This window comes from Ochrobactrum quorumnocens (assembly GCF_002278035.1).
Taxonomy (GTDB): Bacteria; Pseudomonadota; Alphaproteobacteria; order Rhizobiales; family Rhizobiaceae; genus Brucella; species Brucella quorumnocens.
In genome coordinates, this window is record NZ_CP022604.1 from 1,122,942 (window position 1) to 1,145,176 (window position 22,235).

Consider the following 22,235-nt stretch of genomic DNA (forward strand, 5'->3'; position numbering starts at 1 on the left):
GCTGGTCAGGGTTGCAAGGGCAGATCGGGGGCGGATAAGGGAACGCCTCTTCGGGCTTTAGCTTTCCTCCGAGATCACCGCCTCAGCGGTGCTCAAATGAGAGCGTTGGATATGGAGCCATTGTTCCGGGAACGGCTGGTAATCCTCAGAATGCTCCGTCTTGTATTCGCCCCACCCTTGATATTTCCAATATCTGGTCATCACGTCAAAATGGCTGTGCCCACTCAAAGTCCCGACGCGAATTGCCCCTTCGTTGAGAAGTGATCGAAATCCGTCCCCCATAGGGCCAGCTTGGCAAAGCCCAGGGAGCATTTGGCCATCAGGTTCGGGATCAAGCCATAACTCAAAGATTAGCTCTTCTTTCATGGAGTGAGTATACGAAAAATGTTCGGGCTCTCCAGTATATAATGCCCGCGTTGGTCAACCTCATTTCCCAGCTTCTATTCGCGCCAGCGCCTTCTCACGTCTGGCAATGACCTCCGGATCGTTCATGAAATCGGTCCTGCGTCCCGGCTTGCGCCCACGTTTCTGATAACCATTACCGACGCTGCCATCGCGTATGCCAAACATATGGTTTGTCTGACCTGTTCGGCGCGGGCCGCTCCGTTTCTCTTCGCGTCCAGCTTGCATCTCGGCGACAATTGACAGCATGTCGTCCAGCCGCTTGTTATCGACAACCTCCGCACGATGCACCGAGCGCAACGTGTCGAAGGTTCTGTAGGGCAGGGAAAAGCTCTCGTGCATGATCTCGAGCCGGCCGTCCGGATAATCGCAGACGATCACCTTCTGGCCCGCCAATGGCCTGGAAATCTCGGTCGGGTCGAGAATGAACAGCACCTTGTCGTAGCGCAGCGTCAATGACTGCGAAAGGGTGCGGACTTCCTTGCGGCACATGGCGCCATCAAGGTTCTCATGCTCGGCCAGTGGCCGGTGCATGTCCTTCGGATTGCGTGGTTGCTTGCCGAAGCGAGTGTTGAAATCCATAATGAACTCAGTGGCATAGGCATTGGCGGCCTCGATCGTGTCGATGCCGCGCAGCCGCATCTCCTTGACCAGCCGATCCTGCAGCGTCTGGTTGGCACGTTCCACACGGCCTTTGGCCTGTGGGGTGTTGGCACAGATGATGTCGATGTTCAGCTCGTAAAGCGCCCGGCCGAACTGCGTCAGACCGCTCGTCCGGTCTTTCTTCGACGCATGGAGCGAGCGGAAAACGCCGTGCTTGTCGCTATAGAAAGCCAGCGGCTTGCCCCATTGCTGCAGATAAGCCTTCGTCGCATGCAGATAGTCGAACGTATTTTCCGATCCGGCAAAGCGAAGATGCAAGAGCTTGCCGGTGGCGTCATCGATGTAGACGAGCAGGGCGCATTTGGGGCCGCGGTTCTCGAACCACCAGTGATGCGAGCCGTCGATCTGCACCAGTTCGCCAAAGCAGTCGCGCCGGCCGCGTGGCTGGAAAACCCGTTTCTTGCGTTCCCGGCGCGAGATCCAGATGCCGGCCTCGGTCATCCATTGCCGCAGCGTCTCCTTGGCAACAGAGATCCGGTGCAGTTCGATCAGCTTCTCGCGCGCCAGCGTCGGACCGAAATCCAGATAGCGTTCGCGGATCAGGTCCAGCGCCGTATTACGGAAATCCTCGCTGTGACGCCGGTTGCTCGGACGCGATCGCTTCTTGGAAACGAGGCCAGCTGGACCATCCCGGTCATAGGCTTGCAGCAGCCTGTGAACCTGACTTCGACTGAGGCCAAGCAGCTCAGCCGCCTGGACAACACTCAGGCGTAGATCACGGATCTTCTGGACGACTTCGAGGCGATGCAATTCTTTCTGCGACATGGTGATCAAACCGGGCATGACGACTCTGGAAAAGCTATCCCAAGTGCATCATGCCGTTGGTGAGGCTATCTGATTATGCTGCTTCCTGCAAAAGGGAGGCGAACACTTCAGCGGGTGTCTTGAATCCAAGACACTTGCGCGGGGTTGCGTTGAGATCATGGGCGAGGGCAGTCAACTGCGCCTGGTTGACCTGCGTCAGGTCAGTGTTGCTGGGCAAATAACGTCGAATGCGCTTGTTGATGTTCTCAATAGCACCTTTTTGCCATGGCGAGTTTGGATCGCAAAACCAGCTTCTGGCCCCCATTCCATCCTCCAAAGCCCTATACCCCATAAACTCGGAACCGCGATCAAAGGTAAAACTGCGGCGTGCGTGATAAGGCAGTGTAGCAAAGGCCTGAATGATTTTGTTCATGATAGGCTTTGAGTGCCGACTGTTGTTTTTGATGATGACGCAATAACGACTTTTGCGTTCAACAAGCGTCATGACATTGGCTTCTCCCAGGTCACGATCAAAGATAATCAAATCACCTTCCCAGTTGCCGAATTGCAGACGATTGCCAATAAAATCAGGGCGTTGATGAATGCGAAACGCTTCTGGAATACGGGAACTGCGCGATCGTCTGGTGCCGCGTGGGCAGCGTTTTGTTCGCATCTCGGCAAGGTGTTCAAACAGCTTCAGCCCATATTCTTCCTTTGAGTAAATGAAGCGATAAATCGTTTCCGCACACAGTCGTATCGCGCTCAGACCATGGCGAACCAGTCGGCCGCAGATCTGCTCTGGCGACCAATGGGCTTCCAATTGTTCAATGACAAACTTGCGCAGCTCTGGGTAACGTCTGAGCTTGCGCAACCGTGTTCTGCGGTCTTTGCTGATATTGTCGGCAACAACGCTGTGATAGCCATTATAGTCTGGTATCTCAGTGTCCCGAAAGCTGTTACGCTTGATCTCGCGATAGATCGTCGAGCGATGACGACCCATCAGCCGCGCAATGTCGCCGAGAGGGACTTTGAGCTGTTTAAGTTCGAAAAGACGGCGACGTTCACGCAAAGTGATCTGTGAATAGCAATTCGACATCCAATTTCCTCCATGGCTAACCTCATGAATTCATTGACATGTTGCAGTTTAAAATAGAATGTACCCCCCTACATGTCGTGTCAAAGCTGATTAGAGATGCGACACCGGTGGCCAGATAGAAATGCGACACTTCTTGATGAAGGACGCAGCGCCAAGCCCCCGATCTGACCGGCTGGTCAGGGTTGCAAGGGCAGATCGGGGGCGGATAAGGGAACGCCTCTTCGGGCTTTAGCTTTCCTCCGAGATCACCGCCTCAGCGGTGCTCAAATGAGAGCGTTGGATATGGAGCCATTGTTCCGGGAACGGCTGGTAATCCTCAGAATGCTCCGTCTTGTATTCGCCCCACCCTTGATATTTCCAATATCTGGTCATCACGTCAAAATGGCTGTGCCCACTCAAAGTCCCGACGCGAATTGCCCCTTCGTTGAGAAGTGATCGAAATCCGTCCCCCATAGGGCCAGCTTGGCAAAGCCCAGGGAGCATTTGGCCATCAGGTTCGGGATCAAGCCATAACTCAAAGATTAGCTCTTCTTTCATGGAGTGAGTATACGAAAAATGTTCGGGCTCTCCAGTATATAATGCCCGCGTTGGTCAACCTCATTTCCCAGCTTCTATTCGCGCCAGCGCCTTCTCACGTCTGGCAATGACCTCCGGATCGTTCATGAAATCGGTCCTGCGTCCCGGCTTGCGCCCACGTTTCTGATAACCATTACCGACGCTGCCATCGCGTATGCCAAACATATGGTTTGTCTGACCTGTTCGGCGCGGGCCGCTCCGTTTCTCTTCGCGTCCAGCTTGCATCTCGGCGACAATTGACAGCATGTCGTCCAGCCGCTTGTTATCGACAACCTCCGCACGATGCACCGAGCGCAACGTGTCGAAGGTTCTGTAGGGCAGGGAAAAGCTCTCGTGCATGATCTCGAGCCGGCCGTCCGGATAATCGCAGACGATCACCTTCTGGCCCGCCAATGGCCTGGAAATCTCGGTCGGGTCGAGAATGAACAGCACCTTGTCGTAGCGCAGCGTCAATGACTGCGAAAGGGTGCGGACTTCCTTGCGGCACATGGCGCCATCAAGGTTCTCATGCTCGGCCAGTGGCCGGTGCATGTCCTTCGGATTGCGTGGTTGCTTGCCGAAGCGAGTGTTGAAATCCATAATGAACTCAGTGGCATAGGCATTGGCGGCCTCGATCGTGTCGATGCCGCGCAGCCGCATCTCCTTGACCAGCCGATCCTGCAGCGTCTGGTTGGCACGTTCCACACGGCCTTTGGCCTGTGGGGTGTTGGCACAGATGATGTCGATGTTCAGCTCGTAAAGCGCCCGGCCGAACTGCGTCAGACCGCTCGTCCGGTCTTTCTTCGACGCATGGAGCGAGCGGAAAACGCCGTGCTTGTCGCTATAGAAAGCCAGCGGCTTGCCCCATTGCTGCAGATAAGCCTTCGTCGCATGCAGATAGTCGAACGTATTTTCCGATCCGGCAAAGCGAAGATGCAAGAGCTTGCCGGTGGCGTCATCGATGTAGACGAGCAGGGCGCATTTGGGGCCGCGGTTCTCGAACCACCAGTGATGCGAGCCGTCGATCTGCACCAGTTCGCCAAAGCAGTCGCGCCGGCCGCGTGGCTGGAAAACCCGTTTCTTGCGTTCCCGGCGCGAGATCCAGATGCCGGCCTCGGTCATCCATTGCCGCAGCGTCTCCTTGGCAACAGAGATCCGGTGCAGTTCGATCAGCTTCTCGCGCGCCAGCGTCGGACCGAAATCCAGATAGCGTTCGCGGATCAGGTCCAGCGCCGTATTACGGAAATCCTCGCTGTGACGCCGGTTGCTCGGACGCGATCGCTTCTTGGAAACGAGGCCAGCTGGACCATCCCGGTCATAGGCTTGCAGCAGCCTGTGAACCTGACTTCGACTGAGGCCAAGCAGCTCAGCCGCCTGGACAACACTCAGGCGTAGATCACGGATCTTCTGGACGACTTCGAGGCGATGCAATTCTTTCTGCGACATGGTGATCAAACAGGGCATGACGACTCCAACCGCTCATGGTCTCAACCAGACTGAAGATCGTCATCCTTGCCTCCAACGTTGACATTGACCAGCACCTCAAGAGGCGACACGTCGCATCTCTAACTGGCCCAACTGTCGCATTACTAAATAGCCCCTACATGTCGTAATCACATAAGATAGATTATGGAACAAGACGATCTAAGTTCGCACACAAGACCCAATAAACGTTAGCGACGCTGAGCTATGTAGAGATGTCCTGGAACTGGCGATCCTTGCTCACTTCGAACAGTGATATCCGTGCAACGAATACAGTCCATACCGTGTTCTGAGAGCAGCGAACGTACATAGGACTGCGCATGTGCAAAACGTTGGAAATCGCCAACCATGAAATCACGGCCAGCGAAACGCTCATCTGACTGCGTTTCACTGGAGAACCCGAAATAGCCTCCAGTCCGCAGATGCTCCGCAACGCCCGAGAAAAAGCGGTCAAGCTCGCCCATATAAGGCAGCACGTCTGTTGCGACGATCAGGTCCCAAGCGTCTTCCTCTGTGGTCTCAAGAAAACGAACTGCTTCGCCGACAAAAAGCGCATCGTAATCGCCTTTTTCATAAGCCACTTCGATCATGTTTTCAGATATGTCGACGCCGGTCTTGTGATCGGCCATGTCGTCCAGCGCATCGGCAGAAAGCCCGGTACCGCAGCCAAGATCCAGCATGCGCTCGACCTGAAACTCTTCATCCAGTTCCAGAAGCATTTCACGCAATTGCAGCGGCACGTCATAACCAAGCTGATCAACGAGAATTGTATCGAACATCTCGGCATGCTGATCAAACAGCGTTGCAACATAAGCGTCCGGTGCTTTCGGCGGCACAGTTCCTCGACCCATGCTTGCGAGACGTACGGCAGCGCCACCGTGGTCTTCGGGATCAATTTCGAGAACTGCTTTATAGGCCTCAGCAGCAGCATCCAGATCGCCAGCCTTTTCCAAGGCAAGCGCATGGTTGTAAGCCTCAGCAAGCGCCTCTTGGTCAAGAGAATCCATGTTATGGGATTTGCCGTTCTGCTTGGACATCTGCGTTGCCTTTTGTTGAGCCGTCAGCGAACTGAAAAGGCCAGTAGAGAGCTATTATACGGGTTACGGCGCGTGTTCCATAGATGGAAAGGGCGAGGCGAGCCACTCGCCTGCCCTCCTACCCTCATATGAAGATGACAGCAAGAACCAGTTCTATTCAGCCGCCGCAGTTGCCGTACTGGAAGCAGGCTTATGATCGGCAAGTTTGCGCGCAATCACTGCGCAAGCCATCAGCTGAATTTGGTGAAACAGCATGAGCGGCAGCACGACACTACCGACATTCGCGCCCGCAAAGATCGCACTGGCCATCGGCGCGCCGCTGGCGAGGCTTTTCTTCGAACCGCAAAACATAATGGTGATGCGGTCAGCGTGATTAAAGCCGAACCACTTGCTTCCATACCATGTGGCCAGCATGACGATCACCAGAAGCAGGATATTTACACCGATCATGACGCCAAGATCGCTCCAGGAAACGGTGTGCCACAGGCCTTCAACGATAGCCTCGCTGAATGCGAGATAGACAACCATCAGGATCGAACCACGGTCGACAAAGCCAAGCGATTTGCTGTGACGACGCATGAAATTACCAATCCATGGCTGCAAGATTTGCCCCAGAACAAATGGTGCAAGCAATTGCAGCAAAATCGCTTCCAGCGCATCGACTGAAATCCCGCCGCCGCCTTTAACCGCAAACAGCAGTCCGACAAGCAACGGCGTCAGGAACATGCCGAAAATATTCGATGCCGATGCAGAAACGATGGCCGCAGAAACATTGCCGCCAGCCATAGAGGTAAAGGCGATTGAAGATTGTACGGTTGAAGGAAGAACGCAGAGATAAAGGATACCGAGATAAAACGGCGATTGCGCAAGCCCCGGAATAGTCCAGCCTGCGGTCAGTCCCAAAATTGGAAACAGGACGAATGTTGAGCAGACGACCGCCAGATGCAGTCGCCAGTGAGTGACGCCAGCCACAACTGCCTCACGCGACAAACGCGCGCCGTGCAGGAAGAACAGAAGTCCAACTGCGATCTTGGTTGCAATACCGAACCATTCAGCAAAATCACCCTGCACAGGAAGAAATGATGCAAGCAGAATGGTCGCAATCAACATGCAGGTGAACTTATCGGGCAGAAAACGCATTTCTCGTCAGTCCTTCAGCACTTCATACTTGAACGCTCCCCGAGAACACACACACATGCCTCCGAGAACGTTCCGAGCTAGTTGTGATCCCTAGCGGTCTGATTCCGATATTTGCATCCCTCGGATACTGGCGTCGGACAAATGTCGGAATCAAGATGACCACTAGCAAGTTTATGAATCTAGTGGATTTTTCGAATTTGACGTTTGAAACAGCATGTATGTCAGTCGGGATTCAACCGTCAAATTCAATCCACTAGTTTGTAATAAGCCGATCAGAAATCGGCACAACACTAAAGGACGGAGTTAGCCGCCAATCGGATCACTTTTCCGGGAAAATGAGCTGCATAAGGGCCTTTCAACCCTCAATCCATCTCATATCCATTTGGATTTTTCGACTGCCAGTTCCAGATGTCCTTGCACATTTCCTGAAGATTTTTCTCGGCAGTCCAGCCAAGGAAATCACGTGCAAAAGCAGGGTCGGCATAACACTCGGCCACATCGCCCGGACGGCGTGGCGAAAGCTCATATTTAATTTCACGATTTGAAACGTGTTCGAAGGCTTTTACTACATCAAGAACGCTGTAGCCCTGCCCTGTCCCCAGATTGACAGAAAAGCACTTTGGCTCATCAAGTTTCTTGAGCGCCTTGAGATGTCCGGCGGCAAGATCAACGACATGGATATAGTCACGAACCCCCGTGCCATCCGGCGTATTATAATCATTACCCCAGATGTTGAGCTTTTCGCGGCGGCCGGTTGCCACTTGTGCGATGATCGGCATCAGGTTGTTTGGAATACCCTTGGGATCTTCGCCGATCAGGCCGCTTTCATGCGCGCCGACCGGATTGAAATAACGCAGGATCGCGATCTTCCAGCTGTTATCGCTGTTATAAAGATCGCGCAGCATATCTTCGATAATAAGCTTCGTGCGCCCATATGGATTGGTCGCGGAAAGCGGCTGATCTTCGGTAATCGGCAATTTTTCTGGATCGCCATAAACCGTCGCAGACGAGCTGAAGACAAGTGTCTTGACGCCTGTGGCTTCCATAGCCTGCAACAAACGCAGCGTGCCAAGCACATTACAATCATAATAATGCAACGGCTTTTCACTCGACTCACCCACTGCTTTCAAACCGGCAAAATGGATGACAGCCGTGCATTTATGACGCGTGATGATCTGTTCCAGCAAAGTACGGTCGCGAATATCGCCCGGTTCGCGAATAGGTGCGCGACCAGTGATTTTTTCCACGCGATGGAGAGCTTCCGGATTACTGTTATCGAAGTTATCGACCACCACCACATCATGGCCGGCCTCGATCAGCTGTACACATGTATGAGAACCGATATATCCGGCGCCACCAGTTACAAGAATCGTCATGCTTTAAATACCTGCTTGTTGAACATACAGCCCCAATGTGCGATCCCGAGAGCGTTTGTTGGCTGACTATGCAAAAACCGTAGCGAACTGCAACCCAAACCCTCCGATTCTTGCAGACTGCCTCAAGAATGCGACATCAATTTTAATGGAGCGAAGATGGAACCCTCCCGCAATATCAACCGTCTTCTCGAAATCATGGTTGCCCTTCGTGACCCCGAAACGGGCTGTCCCTGGGACGTAGAACAGACCTCCAGATCAATCGCGCCTTATACACTCGAGGAAGTCTATGAGGTCCTCGATGCCATCGAGCGCGACGATGTTGATGATTTTCGTGAAGAGCTCGGCGATTTGTTGCTGCAGGTGGTTTTTCATTCACGCATGGCGGAAGAACAGGGCCAGTTTGCTTTTGGTGACGTCGTTGAGGCCATCACGCACAAAATGATCCGTCGCCATCCGCATGTGTTTGGCGACGCAGAAGCCCGAAGCGCTGGCATGGCCAAAGGCTCTTGGAACCGCATCAAGGCTGAAGAAAAGGCCGAGCGAGCAGAACGCCGCGCTAAGCTTGGCTTGGAAACTATTGATAAAACACGTTATCTTGACGATATCCCGAACGCCTTCCCGGCTCTCCTACGCGCGTTAAAGCTACAGCAAAAAGCAGCCAAAGTCGGTTTCGATTGGTCGGAAGCAGCACCTATACTGGACAAGATCGCGGAAGAAACAGCCGAGCTCAAAGAAGCAATGGCGGCGCAGGACAAAGCCAATATTGCGGAAGAATATGGCGATCTGCTTTTCGCAATGGTCAATCTCGGCCGGCATTTAGAAATTGATGCCGAAACAGCGCTCATTGCAGCGAACGACAAATTCAAGCGTCGCTTTGATTTCATCGAAAAGTCGTTGAAGGAATCAGGCAGCAGCCTTGAGGCAGCACGGCTCGATGACATGGAAGCAATCTGGGTCGAGGCAAAGAAAAACGGGCTGTAACTAGCCCCGATAATTCAAATTTTGTCTTCCCAATTTGGTCGAAACATCTGATAGACGCCCTCTGTGGTCGCATAATCCATATAGCCAAGTCGGGTCACCGGCTTAGCTTTTTTAATGTCGAACAGACCATCCGTAAGCACTCGGTCGTCAATATGCACACCAACGACCTCGCCAATCACCATGTAGTTGTCGGTCGGCCTGCCCTCTTTGTCCTGCAAGCGCTTAATCTCCACGGCGACGCACTCCAGCGCAGCGTAGGCTTCTTTCACATATGGCGCCGCGATGAGTTTGCTGTGCGCAATCGTCAGCCCAGCATATTCAAATTCGCTGGTCCCGCGCGGAGCGTTGATCGATGAAGCGTTCATCTTCTCTTTGAGATGATCGCTCACCAGATTGGCCGTGAACTCGCCCGTCTCTTCAATAAACGAAACACTGTCTTTAAAACCGCTTGATGAAAACATCACCATCGGCGGCGTATCGCATATTGCATTGAAGAATGAATATGGAGCGAGGTTGACCGCGCCATTTTTTGACCGCGTCCCGATCCAGCCAATCGGACGCGGTGCGACAATCGCTTTGAATGGATTGTGAGGAAGATTATGACCGACTGATGGCTCATAAAACATCTGTTTTTCCATTAGTTAAGGCTGAGCTATAAAGCGAAAGATCAGGATGACCACGGCCCGCTGTAATCAGAGACAATCTTGTCCATTTCAGCTCTCGGGCGTTCGGGCATCTTGTTTTGCGCCGTACCAATATGAACGAACCCAGCAACCCGCTCTTCAGGTGAGAGACCAAGAAACGCACGTGCTGGCGCATCGTCTGAATACCAGTTGGTGATCCAGTTGGTTGCGTAGCCAAGCGCGTTCGCAGCAGTACAAAGATTCATGGCCACGGCACCTGCCGAAAGAAACTGCTCCCATTCCGGGATACGTTCATGGGCAACTGGTGACGAAACAATGCCAATGACCAACGGTGCGCGAGCAAAGCGCGCACGTTCCTGATCTTTGCGGCTATCATTCAAAGGCCCCTCCCGCTCTTCTGCGCGCTTGGCCAGATATTCGCCTACCTTGTGACGAGCGTCACCACGATAAAGAATAAAGCGCCACGGTGTAAGACGTCCATGATCCGGTACGCGTGCTGCCACTTTCAACAATTCGTCTAGTTCAGTCCCCTGCGGTGCTGGTTCTGAAATGGCGGAAATAGGCGTAGAGCTGCGCTGGGCCAGAAAATCAAACACCGGATGCGTCACGGAAATCCCTCATCGCTAAAATCTGCATATATGACTCCACTTAGAGCATAATCCGACAGGAATGAAACAATGATCGATAAGATTATGCTTCAACCAGAAAACTTCGGAGCGCTAATCTAATAAAATCAGATCGAACGCACTCTCAACGGAGGCGGGTTCTTCTCGCGCGACATCATAAAGGTGTAAAGCCAAAAATCTGTGACGCAGCATATCTCCCGTGTATAAATTTGCCATGATAACGGTCGATTTGGCCTTGAATTCGCCACCCGCTTGGGTTCAAAACATCATCATGTCAGATATTCTGGGTCTGTTTCAAACAAGCAGTGCAAAATCATCGCGCAGCAAGTCATTTGTGGCGACGCTGTCGGTTGTCCTGATTGCTTCTTCTGCATTCGCTCAAGGCCCTGGCGGGCCGGGTGGATCCGGCGGTGGCATAGGGGGTGGCTTTGGCGGAGGTCCGCAAGGCAATCCCGGTAGCGGCTTCAAACTGCCAAGTTTCCAACTGGAGCCCCCAGCACCAGCACCTGCTGCCCCACCAGCTATGCAGGCTCCATCGGGTAGCAACGGAACAATTCAGACGAATACCACAATCGGCCTTCCGAATTTCCCGGAGCCAAAGCTCAATTTGCCGACGCTCAGTCCTTATGCAAGCCCGACAAGCCCTGAGAACAATCCTCTGGTCAAAACGAGTGAGCTGGATTTGAAAGCACGTCTCAATCAGGACGGCCCGGATATTTCGACCGGCCTCGTATGGCGTGTCTTTGCACCTGAAGTTGGCCCCGATGGTCAGCTCGCACTTATCGCCTCGTCAAAAGGCGGCAGCACAGTGTTCAATCTACCAGAAGGCAGTTATCTGGTGCATGCCGCTTATGGCCGTGCGGGCGCGACAAAGCGCATTACACTCACCAATGCCAGTCGTCATGAAGTGATGACTCTCGATGCGGGTGGCATGAAGCTGAGTGCTGTCCTGCCGGATGAAGGTAAGATCAAAGGCGATCTCGTTCGCTTCTCCATTTATGCCGACGAAGATAACAACGACCGTTCTCTCATTGTCCCGGATGTGAAGCCGGACACAATCATCCGATTGAATAGCGGCACTTATCACGTGGTTTCAAACTATGGCTCCGCAAATGCTGTTATCCGCGCAGATATTCGCGTGGAAGCAGGCAAGCTGACCGAAGCAACAGTGCAGCATCGCGCGGCGGAAGTTGTATTGAAGCTGGTGCGTGAAAAAGGCGGCGAGGCTCTTGCCGACACGTCATGGTCAATCCTGAACGCTTCTGGCGATGTTGTACGCGAAAGCGCTGGTGCTTACTCGTCGATGGTTTTGATTGAAGGCGACTATGTTGCTGTCGCCAAGAACAAAGACCGAATCTATCAGCGCGATTTCAAAGTGACATCTGGCGCAAATGGCGAAGTAGAAGTGGTCGCAAACCGTGAATCCGAAGCACCCGATGACGGTTTCTCAGGGCAAGACTGATTGAACACGCATTTTCATAAAAAAGGCCCGCTTTCGCGGGCCTTTTTATTATTTCGCATCGTTCTTCAAACGTACCAGATCAGGTGGCGTTGCTTCTTCTGACAATTGAGCAATCGCTTCGTCCAGCGTCATCGACACCTGAGCCTGCGAACCAAGACGACGCATATTGACCGTCTTTTCTTCAGCTTCTCGCATACCGCAAACGAGAATGACCGGAACCTTCTGCAGCGAATGCTCGCGGACCTTGTAGTTGATCTTCTCGTTGCGCACGTCGGTGATGACCTGCAAGCCAGCAGCCTTGAGCTTGGCCGCAACCTCAGCTGCATAACCGTCAGCTTCCGAGGTAATTGTCGCAACAACAACCTGAATCGGCGCAAACCAAAGCGGCATGTGTCCAGCAAAATTCTCGATCAGAATGCCCAGGAAACGCTCCATCGAACCGCAGATTGCACGATGGATCATAACCGGTTGGGTCTTTTCAGAATTGCTGTCGATGTAGAATGCACCGAAGCGTTCCGGCAGATTGAAGTCAACCTGCGTCGTTCCGCACTGCCACTCACGACCGATTGCATCCTTCAGCGTATATTCGAACTTCGGACCGTAGAACGCACCCTCGCCCGGCAGAATACCGGTCTTGATGTCATCCGACTGTTCCTTGATCTGTTCAAGAACCGTCATCATCACGCTTTCAGCGCGATCCCACAATTCGTCCGAACCGACGCGCTTTTCAGGCCGTGTGGACAGCTTGATCGTGATCCCTTTGAAGCCGAAGTCTTTGTAGACCGACAGAATGAGATCATTGATCCGCAAGCATTCTGAAGCCATCTGTTCTTCGGTGCAGAACACATGCGCGTCGTCCTGTGTGAAGCCGCGAACACGCATAAGACCATGCAGCGCGCCCGATGGTTCGTAGCGATGCACATTGCCAAATTCTGCAAGCTTTATAGGCAGATCGCGGTAAGACTTAAGACCATGCTTAAATATCTGAACGTGACCTGGACAATTCATTGGCTTGAGCGCAAACACGCGATCATCGTCGGTATCATCACCGGCAACAGTCACCTTGAACATGTTGTCGCGATACCAGCCCCAGTGACCGGACGTTTCCCAAAGGGACTTGTCCAGTACCTGTGGCGCATTCACTTCCTGATAGCCATGGCTGTCGAGACGACGACGCATATAGCTTACCAGCGTCTGGAACATACGCCAGCCTTTGGCATGCCAGAACACAACGCCCGGACCTTCTTCCTGGAAATGGAACAGGTCCATTTCGCGGCCAAGGCGGCGGTGATCGCGCTTTTCAGCTTCTTCAAGCATATGGAGATAAGCTTGAAGATCATTGTCGTTGGCAAATGCCGTACCATAGATGCGTGTCAACATCGGGTTATTGGCATCGCCGCGCCAATATGCGCCTGCAACTTTCATCAGCTTGAAGGAATTGCCGATCTGGCCAGTGGACGCCATATGCGGGCCACGGCAAAGATCGAACCATTCGCCCTGATTGTAGATCTTAAGATCCTGGCCTTCAGGGATCGCATCGACGAGCTCAACCTTGTAGCTCTCGCCTTTATCGGCAAAAACCTGCTTGGCCGTCTCACGCGACCAAACCTGCTTGGTGAACGGCTTGTTGCGCTGAATGATTTCGCGCATCTTCTTTTCGATCACTGGCAGGTCATCAGGCGTGAACGGTTCATTACGCGCGAAGTCGTAATAAAAGCCATTCTCGATGACTGGGCCGATCGTTACCTGCGTTCCCGGGAAAAGCTCCTGCACGGCTTCAGCCAAAACGTGAGCCGTGTCGTGACGGATCAGTTCCAGCGAGCGCGGGTCTTCACGGGTCAGAATTTCGATGGCACCGGAAGCACCAAGCGGATCAGAAAGATCACGCACGGTACCGTCTACGGCATAAGCCACAGCCTTCTTTGCAAGTGATTTGGAGATTGATTCTGCAAGTTCGGCACCGGTTGTGGCGGCATTATATTCGCGCACCGAGCCATCGGGAAATTGCATGGAAACATTCGACATCATATTCTTCCTTATCCAGTCCCGCCAACGATTGCGGGTGGTTTACGCACGAAGCAGCTCTGCACCAATATAAGTACAGAACTGCCCTTTTGCTGCTCTACATTTCGATTAAAATGCTTATGCAACTTTGAATGAAGACTGGCTATTAATCTTTTTTCGCCAGTCCGTAAAGCAAAAGCGCCGTGGCAAACTGCATCACGGCACCGTTAAAACTCCAAAAACTAAATGAACTCAGTTACGGATGGCGAGGCAGGGAACGCCCTGCTGCTTGAGCTTCGCACAGGTCTTTTCAGCGGCATCCGAATCTTTGAAGCCTGTGAAACGAACACGATAAACCTTGCGACCACGCGGAGCCGTCGAAATCTCAGCCTTCGTACCCGGAACCAAACGGCTCACAACAGGCATATACTTGGCCTGTAACTCGTCTGCACCTTTGCGCGATGGGGTCACGCCAACCTGAACGCGCCAGGCAGATATTGCAGATTTCACCAGAAAGCCACCATCGCCCTGCTCGATTTTGGAATCGTCGATCATGTCCGCTACAGCATCGACTTTCGGCTTTTGGGGCTTAAGCGGCGAGATAACCGGCAATGGTGTCTGAACTGCCGCAACAATTTCTTCGGTCGCCGTTCCAGTGCCTTCAGTGCCAAAGCGCGTTAGTAGCTTTGCCATCCGGTCATCACGTTCCCGCGACGAACCGGCACCAAGCACAACGCCCACAAGATGCTTGTCATTGATTATTGCAGAAGAAACAAGATTGTAGCCCGAAACATCGGTATAGCCGGTCTTGATCCCATCGACGCCCTGATAACGATACATCAGGTTGTTATGGCCGTTAAACGGACGGCCCTTGTAGGTGAACGAACGCTGGGAAAACAGCGCGTATTCCTGCGGGAAATCACGACGGAGCGACATGCCAAGTACGGCCATGTCGCGGGCGGTCGTCAGCTGTGTCATCTTTGCGGTCAAGCCCGATGGGTTGGCGAAATATGTGCTTTTCATGCCAAGGTTCCGGGCTCTCTGCGTCATGAGACGACCAAAACCTGATTCCGAACCACCCAGATATTCGCCAACAACGGTTGCGGCATCATTTGCAGAAACAATGACCATACCGTTGACGGCATCACGGACGGAAATCGTCTCGCCAGCCTTCAGATACAGCTTCATTCTAACTTTTGCAGCTGCATTCTTGGAGATGGGCATTTCATCATCCCAATGCAGTTTTCCGGTCTTGAGCGCTTCAAATGTCAGGTAAAGCGTCATCATCTTGGCCAATGATGCGGGAGCGTGTTGCTCCGTTGCATCATCTTGTCCCAGAACGATACCGGTATCGGCATCGAAAACCACCCACGATACATTCGCCATGGCGCTAGTGGAGCATAGAATGCTGGCACCAAGCGCAACACCGGCTACTAGCAGGGAGGTGCGGGACGACGATTTCGGCATAATGACTCGCAAGAAAAGAAAACTGGATGCAAATGAAGGTCAATTGCGGCGTCAAAAAGACGCCCGATCAACCTGATTTCCTTTTCCGCATAAAACCGATTTATTATTAACGAACTCTAATCAAGCATGATTAACTTAACAGTTTTTTGTCTGTCTGATGAAAATAATGCTGTCAGTTTTTCGGTGAGGAAACCCGCCAGTAACGCCACGGGAGATACCAATGGTAATGGCCAGGCAAATCTTTTGGCACTGGATCAAAGCCATGTGTGCCCATCGGACCGCAACGCATAATACGAAACAAGCCCATCCAGCTACCGCTCCACAAACCATAACGAGCGACAGATTCGTAGGTATATTCTGAACAGGTCGGCATATGGCGGCAGGAATTGCCGATGAATGAGGACAGCGTGAGCTGATAAAGCCTGATGAAGCTTGTTCCCAGCACCCTGCCCGGTGTTTTCCGCCATGGATCGGTAAAGTTGCGGGTCTGACGATTCTTCGTTGTCGCAGCGTTATTTAGGTGATCCTTTCCGCAACTGCACATATCAGGCGGCCTGCACCTTTTCTTCGATCTGGCGAATGCAGTCGACAACCGCATCGAAAGTCAGAAGCGTCGAAGCATGGCGCGCCCTGTATTCACGCACTGGCTCGAAATATTTCAGATCCTCTAAACGGCCTTCCGGTGCAGGGCCATTTTCTTTGAGCATCTTATACATCGCGTCACGTGCAGCTCTCAGCTCTTCTGATGAGCAGCCGATGACATTTCGTGCCATAACCGACGACGATGCCTGCCCCAATGCGCAAGCTTTCACCTCATGCGCGAAATCCGTGACAACACCGTCAACCATCTTCAAATAGACAGTAACCGTCGACCCGCACAATTTTGAGTGAACAGTTGCTACCGCATCTGGGGCAGCAATTCGCCCTATGCGTTCGATATTCCCTGCAAATTCAAGGATACGTTTGTTGTAAACTTCGTCGATCATTTAGACAAACCTTCCGCCTCACCGGATAAAAACGTAAATTTGTCGCCCGGTTAACGTTTGAAGTTGCATTTTCCTGTCTATATAATAGGCAAGTCGTGACTGCGCCATGGACAGATTATCACATGGTTATGAGCAGCCGCACGATTATCCGTCCGGCAGCTTGGTGTTGCCGGATCAATACATCGCCCGCTCGCAAAGCGCATCGTTGTATTGTCCGTTTAACTCGTCTCCTCCTCGAAGGAGACTACTGGAGAATACTGATGGACGCTCGCATCCTTAAAATCGATGACGAATCCAATCTGCCCGCAGATTTGCCAAAGCCAACGCAGGCCGAAGCAGAAGCCGCTGTACGCACACTGCTTCGCTGGGCAGGAGATAATCCTGACCGTGAAGGATTGCTCGATACACCAAAGCGCGTTGCCAAATCCTACAGTGAGTTGTTCGGCGGCTATGCCGAAAGCCCTGAAGATGTTCTTGGCACCACCTTTGAAGAAGTCTCCGGCTATAATGACATGGTGCTGGTGAAGGATATTTCCTTCTTCTCGCATTGTGAGCATCATATGGTGCCTATCATCGGTAAAGCGCATGTCGCCTATTTGCCAGATGGCAAGGTGCTTGGTCTGTCGAAGATTGCGCGCGTTGTTGATATTTTTGCGCGCCGCCTGCAAACACAGGAAAGCATCACCGCACAGATCGCAGACAGCATTCAGCGCATTCTGAAACCGCGCGGTGTTGCAGTTATGATTGATGCAGAACATATGTGCATGGCGATGCGCGGTATCCGCAAACAGGGTTCAAGCACAATCACGACGACCTTTACTGGCACTTTTAAGGAAGAAGTGAACGAACAGGTTCGTTTCATGAGCCTTATTCGCAAGTAAGACATATATTCAGGCGCAACAATGAGCATTTTTTCTGCCCAGCCCTCTGACAAGAAGGCCATTGAAGAAGGCGCGGTTTTCATGCCGCGCTTCGATGCATCAGGTCTTATCACTGCTATCGTAACAGACGCGCGTGATGGTGAGTTGCTGATGGTCGCCCATATGAACGAGGAAGCGTTGCGCCTGACGCTCGAAACCGGCATTGCTCATTACTGGTCGCGATCACGCAACACGCTTTGGAAAAAGGGCGAAACCTCCGGCAATCTGCAAAGCGTTGTCGAACTGCGCACCGATTGCGATCAGGACGCGCTTTGGCTGAAGGTCAGAGTTGCTGGAGATGGCCCCACTTGCCACACGGGCCGTCGCTCGTGCTTTTATCGTCAGGTTCAGTCTGAAGATGGCAAGGTTAGCCTTTCCCTGAATGGCTCGTGCGAGCACGAACACTAATTTTCTCTCACGATCTATGAACTCGCTCAAATCGATGTGATGGCGCGATTTTCTCTCGCGCCTTCAATTTGCAGCATTTATTGTTTCGATACAGTGTTTTGATAAATGAAAGCATTTCCAGCAAAAGTGCGTAGTGGTTTTGCGTAGGACAATGCGACAAAACAAATACTGAGAGCGTTTCTCCTTATTCAATCAAAGGTGGAAATGCTCTAACCGAAACAAGAGGTGCTCAGTCGATATGCTCGCATGGGGTCAAAGGCGCAAGGCAGCCAATACGCAACCCTTGAAGCCGGAAGAAGAAATCATCGATCTGCCGCAAGTCAGGCATGAACCGCGTCGCATTGCTCTCGCATTGGGCGGCGGTGCCGCGCGCGGCTGGGCTCATATCGGTGTTCTACGCGCACTCGATGAAGCAGGAATCGAAATTGAAATGATTGCCGGCACGTCAATCGGCGCACTTGTCGGCGGCTGCTATTTGGCGGGCAAGCTTGATCAACTCGAAGAATTCGCGCGCAGCCTGACGCGGCGGCGCATGTTCAACCTTCTCGACATCACATTTCGCGGCAGTGGTTTGTTCGGCGGCATGAAGCTCGATGGACGAATGCGCGAGCACCTCGACGGCCTGCGCCTTGAAGATCTGGATCGTCCATTCGTTGCGGTTTGTACCGAATTGCGCACTGGCCATGAAATCTGGCTCTCTACTGGCCCACTTGTCGAAGCCATGCGTGCGTCCTACGCCCTGCCCGGTGTGTTCGAACCTGTGCGCTGGCAAGAGCGTGTGCTGGTCGATGGTGCGCTGGTCAATCCAGTCCCCGTCTCGGTGTGTCGTGCCTATGAACAGCGGCTCGTGCTTGCCGTAAATCTCCACTACGACCAGTTCGGCCGCGCGGCTGTTATCAAACATGCACAGTCACGGCAGGACACACTCAGCGAAACGATCCATGGAGAGAAGGAAAGCCGACTCGGTATTACCGGCGTGATGATGGAGGCTTTCAACATTATCCAGGACCGCATTTCTCGTGCCCGCATGGCTGGCGATCCACCCGATGTTTCGCTGATGCCAACCGTCGGACAAATCGGCCTAGCCGACTTTCACCGCGCATCGGAAGCAATCGATATTGGCTACGTGGAAACCGTTAAACGACTGGAAGACATCAAAAGGCTTCAGGGCATAAGCGGTTGATGGAACGAAAAAGATTCGTCACGATCTATGCCAAATTCACATAGATCAGCGCTTAAACTCCCAAAATAGCCAAAATCTTGACACAAAAAAGCCAGGAAAATTAAAGTTTTAAGCGCCTGGAATTGCAGTATTTCGACTTTTACCCACTCTTTTATGAAAAAGATTGGCAGATGCACAAGAACAGGCTTGTACCTTTCGGATCGATTTGCTAGATGCCTCCTCGCTGACATTGTTCAGCTCTACCACGTGCGGTCGTGGCGGAATTGGTAGACGCGCAGCGTTGAGGTCGCTGTGGGGCAACCCGTGGAAGTTCGAGTCTTCTCGACCGCACCATTCTCTTCCCGAGAATACTCCTATTTGTAGCGCTGTGGTTATCAATAGCTTCTCCATTTGGAGATGTTATTGTTGCTGCTCAAATGCAGTATTGCCTCCATCAGACGCTAATCAACTTCGGGAAGAGAATATGAAAATCAGCGCTCGCAATCGCCTTAAAGGCACAATCGTTGATGTGACCAAGGGTGCCACCACGGCTCATATCCGAATCGACATCGGAAATGGTGTCGTTGTTACCTCGTCCATCACCAATGAAGCCGTGGATGAACTTGACCTCAAGGGTGGCAAGACGGCCTATGCAGTCGTTAAAGCATCAGACGTGATGGTCGCCACCGACGACTGACCTACTAAAAACCCCGCTTAAAGCGGGGTTTTTGTTAAATATCATTGCTATGTTCACCAAGATTGGGGGATCGCTTATCCAATTTCAGTTCAGCGTCCGAGAATCGGATTGGCGTACGCAAGCCCGGCACACCATCGGGATCAATTCTCATCTGGCGCGCGATGAATTGCGGATCGGCAAACACATCTTCAACCATGTTGATCGGCCCAGCAGGCACGCCTGCTTTGGCAAGTGCTGCCAGAATATCGTCACGTAACCATTGCTTCGTGCGCTCTTCGAGCAAATCGGTGAGCGCATCGCGATTGGCAACGCGGGACGAGTTGGTAAGAAAGCGGGAATCACTCGCCAGTTCACCTATCCCCAAGAGAGACGTCAGCTTCGCAAACTGCCCGTCATTGCCGCAGGCAATGATGAAATAGCCGTCTGAGACCGGCAGCGTCTGGTAAGGCGCGATGTTCGGATGCGCATTGCCCATACGCTTGGGCGAAACCCCAGATGCCATATAATTCATCGCCTGATTGGCAAGAACTGCCGACATGCAATCAAACAACGCCATATCAATGTGCTGCCCCTTGCCCGTGCGCTCACGCATGATGAGAGCCGACTGAATACCAATGACGCTATAAAGCCCTGTGAAGATATCTGCGAAGGCCACGCCGATCTTTTGCGGCTCACGATCGGGTTCGCCGGTCAGATCCATAATGCCACCCATGCCCTGGATCATGAAATCATAACCCGCACGTTCTGCATAAGGCCCGGTGTGGCCGAAACCCGTGATAGAGCAATAGATGAGGCGCGGATTGATCGCCTTCAGGCTTTCGTAGTCGAGGCCGTATTTATCAAGTCCACCGAGCTTAAAGTTCTCAATCACCACATCCGCATCGGCAACGAGCTTGCGTACAAGCTCCCTGCCCTCATCAGTGCGAAAATCGGCAATGATCGATTGCTTGCCACGATTGCAGGCGTGGAAATAGGCTGCCGACTTTTCACCTTCCACGTCGATAAATGGCGGGCCCCATTTGCGGGTATCATCACCCTCCGGGCTTTCAACCTTGATAACATCCGCGCCAAGGTCGGACAGCGTCTGCCCGACCCATGGGCCCGCCAGAATGCGGGCCAGTTCAATGACTTTCAGACCCGCAAGCGGTGTATTCTGCATTTCTCAAAACCTCTCCGAGCGATAAACTGCGATCAGAAGAAAGCCTGAATGCCGGTCTGTGCACGTCCGAGGATCAGCGCATGAACGTCATGTGTACCCTCATAGGTATTGACGGTTTCAAGGTTCTGGGCGTGGCGCATGACGTGATACTCGATCTGAATGCCATTGCCGCCATGCATGTCGCGCGCCTGACGCGCAATATCCAGTGCCTTGCCGCAATTGTTGCGTTTGACGATAGAAATCATCTCAGGCGCCATCTTGCCTTCGTCAAACAGACGGCCAACACGCAACGATGCCTGCAAGCCAAGGGTGATTTCGGTCTGCATGTCGGCAAGCTTCTTTTGATAAAGCTGCGTTCCAGCCAGCGGCTTGTCGAACTGTTTGCGATCAAGCCCATACTGGCGCGCGCGGAACCAACAATCTTCTGCTGCACCCAACACACCCCACGAAATGCCATAGCGAGCGCGGTTAAGACAGCCGAACGGCCCCTTAAGACCTGAAACATTCGGCAGAATTGCATCTTCAGATACTTCCACGCCATCCATGACGATTTCGCCGGTGACAGACGCACGCAGCGAAAGCTTACCGCCAATCTTTGGAGCCGAAAGTCCCTTCATGCCCTTTTCGAGCACAAAGCCGCGGATTGCATTGTCATGCGCTGTCGACTTGGCCCAGACCACAAACACATCGGCAATCGGCGAGTTGGAAATCCACATCTTGGAACCGCTGATGCGATAACCGCCATCAATCTTGTCGGCGCGCGTTTTCATGCCAGCAGGATCGGAACCCGCATCCGGTTCGGTCAGACCGAAACAGCCAATCAACTCGCCAGAAACCAGACCCGGCAGATATTTCTTGCGCTGCTCATCCGAACCGTAAGCGTAAATCGGATACATCACGAGCGAAGACTGCACACTCATCATGGAGCGGTAGCCAGAATCGATACGCTCAACTTCGCGCGCCACCAGACCATAAGAAACATAGCCAGCATTGGCTGCGCCATATTCTTCAGGCAGCGTTACGCCAAGAAGACCAGCCTGCCCCATCAAACGAAACAGATCGGGATCAGTCGTTTCATCAAGATAAGCTTTTTCAATGCGCGGCAGGAGAATATCGCTCGCAAAAGCCTGCGCCGAATCGCGGATCATGCGCTCATCTTCGGTCAGCTGCTCATCGAGCAGAAACGGATCTTCCCAGTTAAATACGGCACGCGACATGAATAAT

The 22,235-nt window shown here is 52.7% G+C and carries 20 protein-coding genes and 1 tRNA gene; 7 read left to right on the plus strand and 14 right to left on the minus strand.

Annotated elements, in window-relative coordinates; all coding sequences use genetic code 11:
* Positions 1–426: 426 nt before the first annotated feature.
* From CES85_RS14910 to galE, 6 genes are all read right to left on the minus strand, one after another.
* Positions 427–1,848 carry an ISNCY family transposase gene (locus CES85_RS14910; RefSeq protein WP_095446674.1) on the minus strand — a complete coding sequence of 474 codons (1,422 nt, stop codon included), beginning with the start codon at positions 1,846–1,848 and terminating at the stop codon, positions 427–429.
* A 55-nt stretch (positions 1,849–1,903) separates the two neighbouring features.
* Positions 1,904–2,905, minus strand: a complete 1,002-nt coding sequence (locus tag CES85_RS14915; RefSeq protein ID WP_095444441.1) for an IS30 family transposase — start codon at positions 2,903–2,905, stop codon at positions 1,904–1,906.
* 597 nt (positions 2,906–3,502) lie between these two features.
* Positions 3,503–4,924 (minus strand): ISNCY family transposase, encoded by a 1,422-nt coding sequence (locus CES85_RS14925; protein WP_095444439.1) that lies wholly within the window; start codon positions 4,922–4,924, stop codon positions 3,503–3,505.
* 209 nt (positions 4,925–5,133) lie between these two features.
* Entirely contained in the window at positions 5,134–5,949 is an 816-nt protein-coding gene (locus tag CES85_RS14930; RefSeq protein WP_095447906.1) for a class I SAM-dependent methyltransferase, read from the minus strand.
* 183 nt (positions 5,950–6,132) lie between these two features.
* Complete coding sequence (locus CES85_RS14935) at positions 6,133–7,119, minus strand: bile acid:sodium symporter family protein (protein WP_095446675.1); 987 nt, start codon at positions 7,117–7,119, stop codon at positions 6,133–6,135.
* A 362-nt stretch (positions 7,120–7,481) separates the two neighbouring features.
* Positions 7,482–8,495, minus strand: a complete 1,014-nt coding sequence (galE, locus tag CES85_RS14940; RefSeq protein ID WP_095446676.1) for a UDP-glucose 4-epimerase GalE — start codon at positions 8,493–8,495, stop codon at positions 7,482–7,484.
* Positions 8,496–8,651: 156 nt separating this feature from the next.
* On the opposite strand from galE, the gene mazG reads away from it, so the two are divergent.
* A complete protein-coding gene (mazG, locus tag CES85_RS14945; RefSeq protein ID WP_095446677.1) occupies positions 8,652–9,476 on the plus strand; it encodes a nucleoside triphosphate pyrophosphohydrolase in 825 nt (274 codons plus the stop codon).
* 14 nt (positions 9,477–9,490) lie between these two features.
* On the opposite strand, the gene CES85_RS14950 is transcribed toward mazG, so the two are convergent.
* Complete coding sequence (locus tag CES85_RS14950; protein ID WP_095446678.1) at positions 9,491–10,102, minus strand: flavin reductase family protein; 612 nt, start codon at positions 10,100–10,102, stop codon at positions 9,491–9,493.
* A 41-nt stretch (positions 10,103–10,143) separates the two neighbouring features.
* On the minus strand, positions 10,144–10,728 hold the full coding sequence (locus tag CES85_RS14955; RefSeq protein ID WP_095446679.1) for a nitroreductase family protein: 585 nt from the start codon (positions 10,726–10,728) through the stop codon (positions 10,144–10,146).
* 541 nt (positions 10,729–11,269) lie between these two features.
* On the opposite strand from CES85_RS14955, the gene CES85_RS14960 reads away from it, so the two are divergent.
* The gene (locus CES85_RS14960) at positions 11,270–12,208 is read left to right on the plus strand and encodes an RgsD C-terminal domain-containing protein (RefSeq protein ID WP_404901280.1); all 939 of its coding nucleotides are present in this window, start codon (positions 11,270–11,272) and stop codon (positions 12,206–12,208) included.
* 48 nt (positions 12,209–12,256) lie between these two features.
* Here the strand turns inward: CES85_RS14960 and thrS are convergent, their stop codons facing one another.
* The 4 genes from thrS to CES85_RS14980 form a co-directional block, all read right to left on the minus strand.
* Positions 12,257–14,236 (minus strand): threonine--tRNA ligase, encoded by a 1,980-nt coding sequence (gene thrS / locus CES85_RS14965; protein WP_095446680.1) that lies wholly within the window; start codon positions 14,234–14,236, stop codon positions 12,257–12,259.
* 228 nt (positions 14,237–14,464) lie between these two features.
* Positions 14,465–15,679, minus strand: coding sequence for a D-alanyl-D-alanine carboxypeptidase (locus CES85_RS14970; protein WP_095446681.1), 1,215 nt, complete (start codon positions 15,677–15,679; stop codon positions 14,465–14,467).
* A gap of 172 nt (positions 15,680–15,851) precedes the next feature.
* Positions 15,852–16,223 (minus strand): membrane protein insertion efficiency factor YidD, encoded by a 372-nt coding sequence (yidD, locus tag CES85_RS14975; protein WP_095446682.1) that lies wholly within the window; start codon positions 16,221–16,223, stop codon positions 15,852–15,854.
* A gap of 1 nt (position 16,224) precedes the next feature.
* Entirely contained in the window at positions 16,225–16,665 is a 441-nt protein-coding gene (locus CES85_RS14980) for an iron-sulfur cluster assembly scaffold protein (RefSeq protein ID WP_095446683.1), read from the minus strand.
* Between the two features lie 260 nt (positions 16,666–16,925).
* Here CES85_RS14980 and folE point away from each other — a divergent pair, with 260 nt between their 5' ends.
* The 5 genes from folE to CES85_RS15005 all read left to right on the plus strand — a co-directional run bounded on the left by folE (position 16,926) and on the right by CES85_RS15005 (position 19,852).
* Positions 16,926–17,546: a GTP cyclohydrolase I FolE gene (gene folE / locus CES85_RS14985; RefSeq protein WP_095446684.1), complete on the plus strand. Its 621-nt coding sequence runs from the start codon at positions 16,926–16,928 to the stop codon at positions 17,544–17,546.
* A gap of 21 nt (positions 17,547–17,567) precedes the next feature.
* Positions 17,568–17,993 carry a phosphoribosyl-AMP cyclohydrolase gene (gene hisI, locus CES85_RS14990; RefSeq protein ID WP_095446685.1) on the plus strand — a complete coding sequence of 142 codons (426 nt, stop codon included), beginning with the start codon at positions 17,568–17,570 and terminating at the stop codon, positions 17,991–17,993.
* A gap of 238 nt (positions 17,994–18,231) precedes the next feature.
* Entirely contained in the window at positions 18,232–19,176 is a 945-nt protein-coding gene (locus CES85_RS14995) for a patatin family protein (RefSeq protein ID WP_095446686.1), read from the plus strand.
* A gap of 248 nt (positions 19,177–19,424) precedes the next feature.
* A tRNA-Leu gene (locus tag CES85_RS15000) sits at positions 19,425–19,509 on the plus strand.
* 130 nt (positions 19,510–19,639) lie between these two features.
* Complete coding sequence (locus CES85_RS15005) at positions 19,640–19,852, plus strand: TOBE domain-containing protein (protein ID WP_095446687.1); 213 nt, start codon at positions 19,640–19,642, stop codon at positions 19,850–19,852.
* A 34-nt stretch (positions 19,853–19,886) separates the two neighbouring features.
* Here CES85_RS15005 and CES85_RS15010 read toward each other — a convergent pair whose 3' ends face one another.
* Both CES85_RS15010 and CES85_RS15015 read right to left on the minus strand, forming a co-directional pair.
* Complete coding sequence (locus tag CES85_RS15010) at positions 19,887–21,011, minus strand: CaiB/BaiF CoA transferase family protein (protein ID WP_095446688.1); 1,125 nt, start codon at positions 21,009–21,011, stop codon at positions 19,887–19,889.
* Between the two features lie 32 nt (positions 21,012–21,043).
* Complete coding sequence (locus tag CES85_RS15015) at positions 21,044–22,228, minus strand: acyl-CoA dehydrogenase (protein WP_095446689.1); 1,185 nt, start codon at positions 22,226–22,228, stop codon at positions 21,044–21,046.
* Positions 22,229–22,235: the final 7 nt, after the last annotated feature.

What these genes read in the sequence shown, in the direction of transcription:
- mazG (WP_095446677.1), top strand. Translation starts at nt 8,652, where the DNA reads ATGGAACCCTCCCGCAATATCAACCGTCTTCTCGAAATCATGGTTGCC.
- hisI (WP_095446685.1), top strand. Translation starts at nt 17,568, where the DNA reads ATGAGCATTTTTTCTGCCCAGCCCTCTGACAAGAAGGCCATTGAAGAA.
- thrS (WP_095446680.1), bottom strand. Translation starts at nt 14,236, where the DNA reads ATGATGTCGAATGTTTCCATGCAATTTCCCGATGGCTCGGTGCGCGAA.
- CES85_RS15005 (WP_095446687.1), top strand. Translation starts at nt 19,640, where the DNA reads ATGAAAATCAGCGCTCGCAATCGCCTTAAAGGCACAATCGTTGATGTG.
- folE (WP_095446684.1), top strand. Translation starts at nt 16,926, where the DNA reads ATGGACGCTCGCATCCTTAAAATCGATGACGAATCCAATCTGCCCGCA.
- yidD (WP_095446682.1), bottom strand. Translation starts at nt 16,223, where the DNA reads ATGTGCAGTTGCGGAAAGGATCACCTAAATAACGCTGCGACAACGAAG.
- galE (WP_095446676.1), bottom strand. Translation starts at nt 8,495, where the DNA reads ATGACGATTCTTGTAACTGGTGGCGCCGGATATATCGGTTCTCATACA.
- CES85_RS14910 (WP_095446674.1), bottom strand. Translation starts at nt 1,848, where the DNA reads ATGCCCGGTTTGATCACCATGTCGCAGAAAGAATTGCATCGCCTCGAA.
- CES85_RS14925 (WP_095444439.1), bottom strand. Translation starts at nt 4,924, where the DNA reads ATGCCCTGTTTGATCACCATGTCGCAGAAAGAATTGCATCGCCTCGAA.
- CES85_RS14915 (WP_095444441.1), bottom strand. Translation starts at nt 2,905, where the DNA reads ATGTCGAATTGCTATTCACAGATCACTTTGCGTGAACGTCGCCGTCTT.
- CES85_RS14970 (WP_095446681.1), bottom strand. Translation starts at nt 15,679, where the DNA reads ATGCCGAAATCGTCGTCCCGCACCTCCCTGCTAGTAGCCGGTGTTGCG.
- CES85_RS14960 (WP_404901280.1), top strand. Translation starts at nt 11,270, where the DNA reads ATGCAGGCTCCATCGGGTAGCAACGGAACAATTCAGACGAATACCACA.
- CES85_RS14995 (WP_095446686.1), top strand. Translation starts at nt 18,232, where the DNA reads ATGCTCGCATGGGGTCAAAGGCGCAAGGCAGCCAATACGCAACCCTTG.
- CES85_RS14980 (WP_095446683.1), bottom strand. Translation starts at nt 16,665, where the DNA reads ATGATCGACGAAGTTTACAACAAACGTATCCTTGAATTTGCAGGGAAT.
- CES85_RS15015 (WP_095446689.1), bottom strand. Translation starts at nt 22,228, where the DNA reads ATGTCGCGTGCCGTATTTAACTGGGAAGATCCGTTTCTGCTCGATGAG.
- CES85_RS14935 (WP_095446675.1), bottom strand. Translation starts at nt 7,119, where the DNA reads ATGCGTTTTCTGCCCGATAAGTTCACCTGCATGTTGATTGCGACCATT.
- CES85_RS15010 (WP_095446688.1), bottom strand. Translation starts at nt 21,011, where the DNA reads ATGCAGAATACACCGCTTGCGGGTCTGAAAGTCATTGAACTGGCCCGC.
- CES85_RS14950 (WP_095446678.1), bottom strand. Translation starts at nt 10,102, where the DNA reads ATGTTTTATGAGCCATCAGTCGGTCATAATCTTCCTCACAATCCATTC.
- CES85_RS14930 (WP_095447906.1), bottom strand. Translation starts at nt 5,949, where the DNA reads ATGGATTCTCTTGACCAAGAGGCGCTTGCTGAGGCTTACAACCATGCG.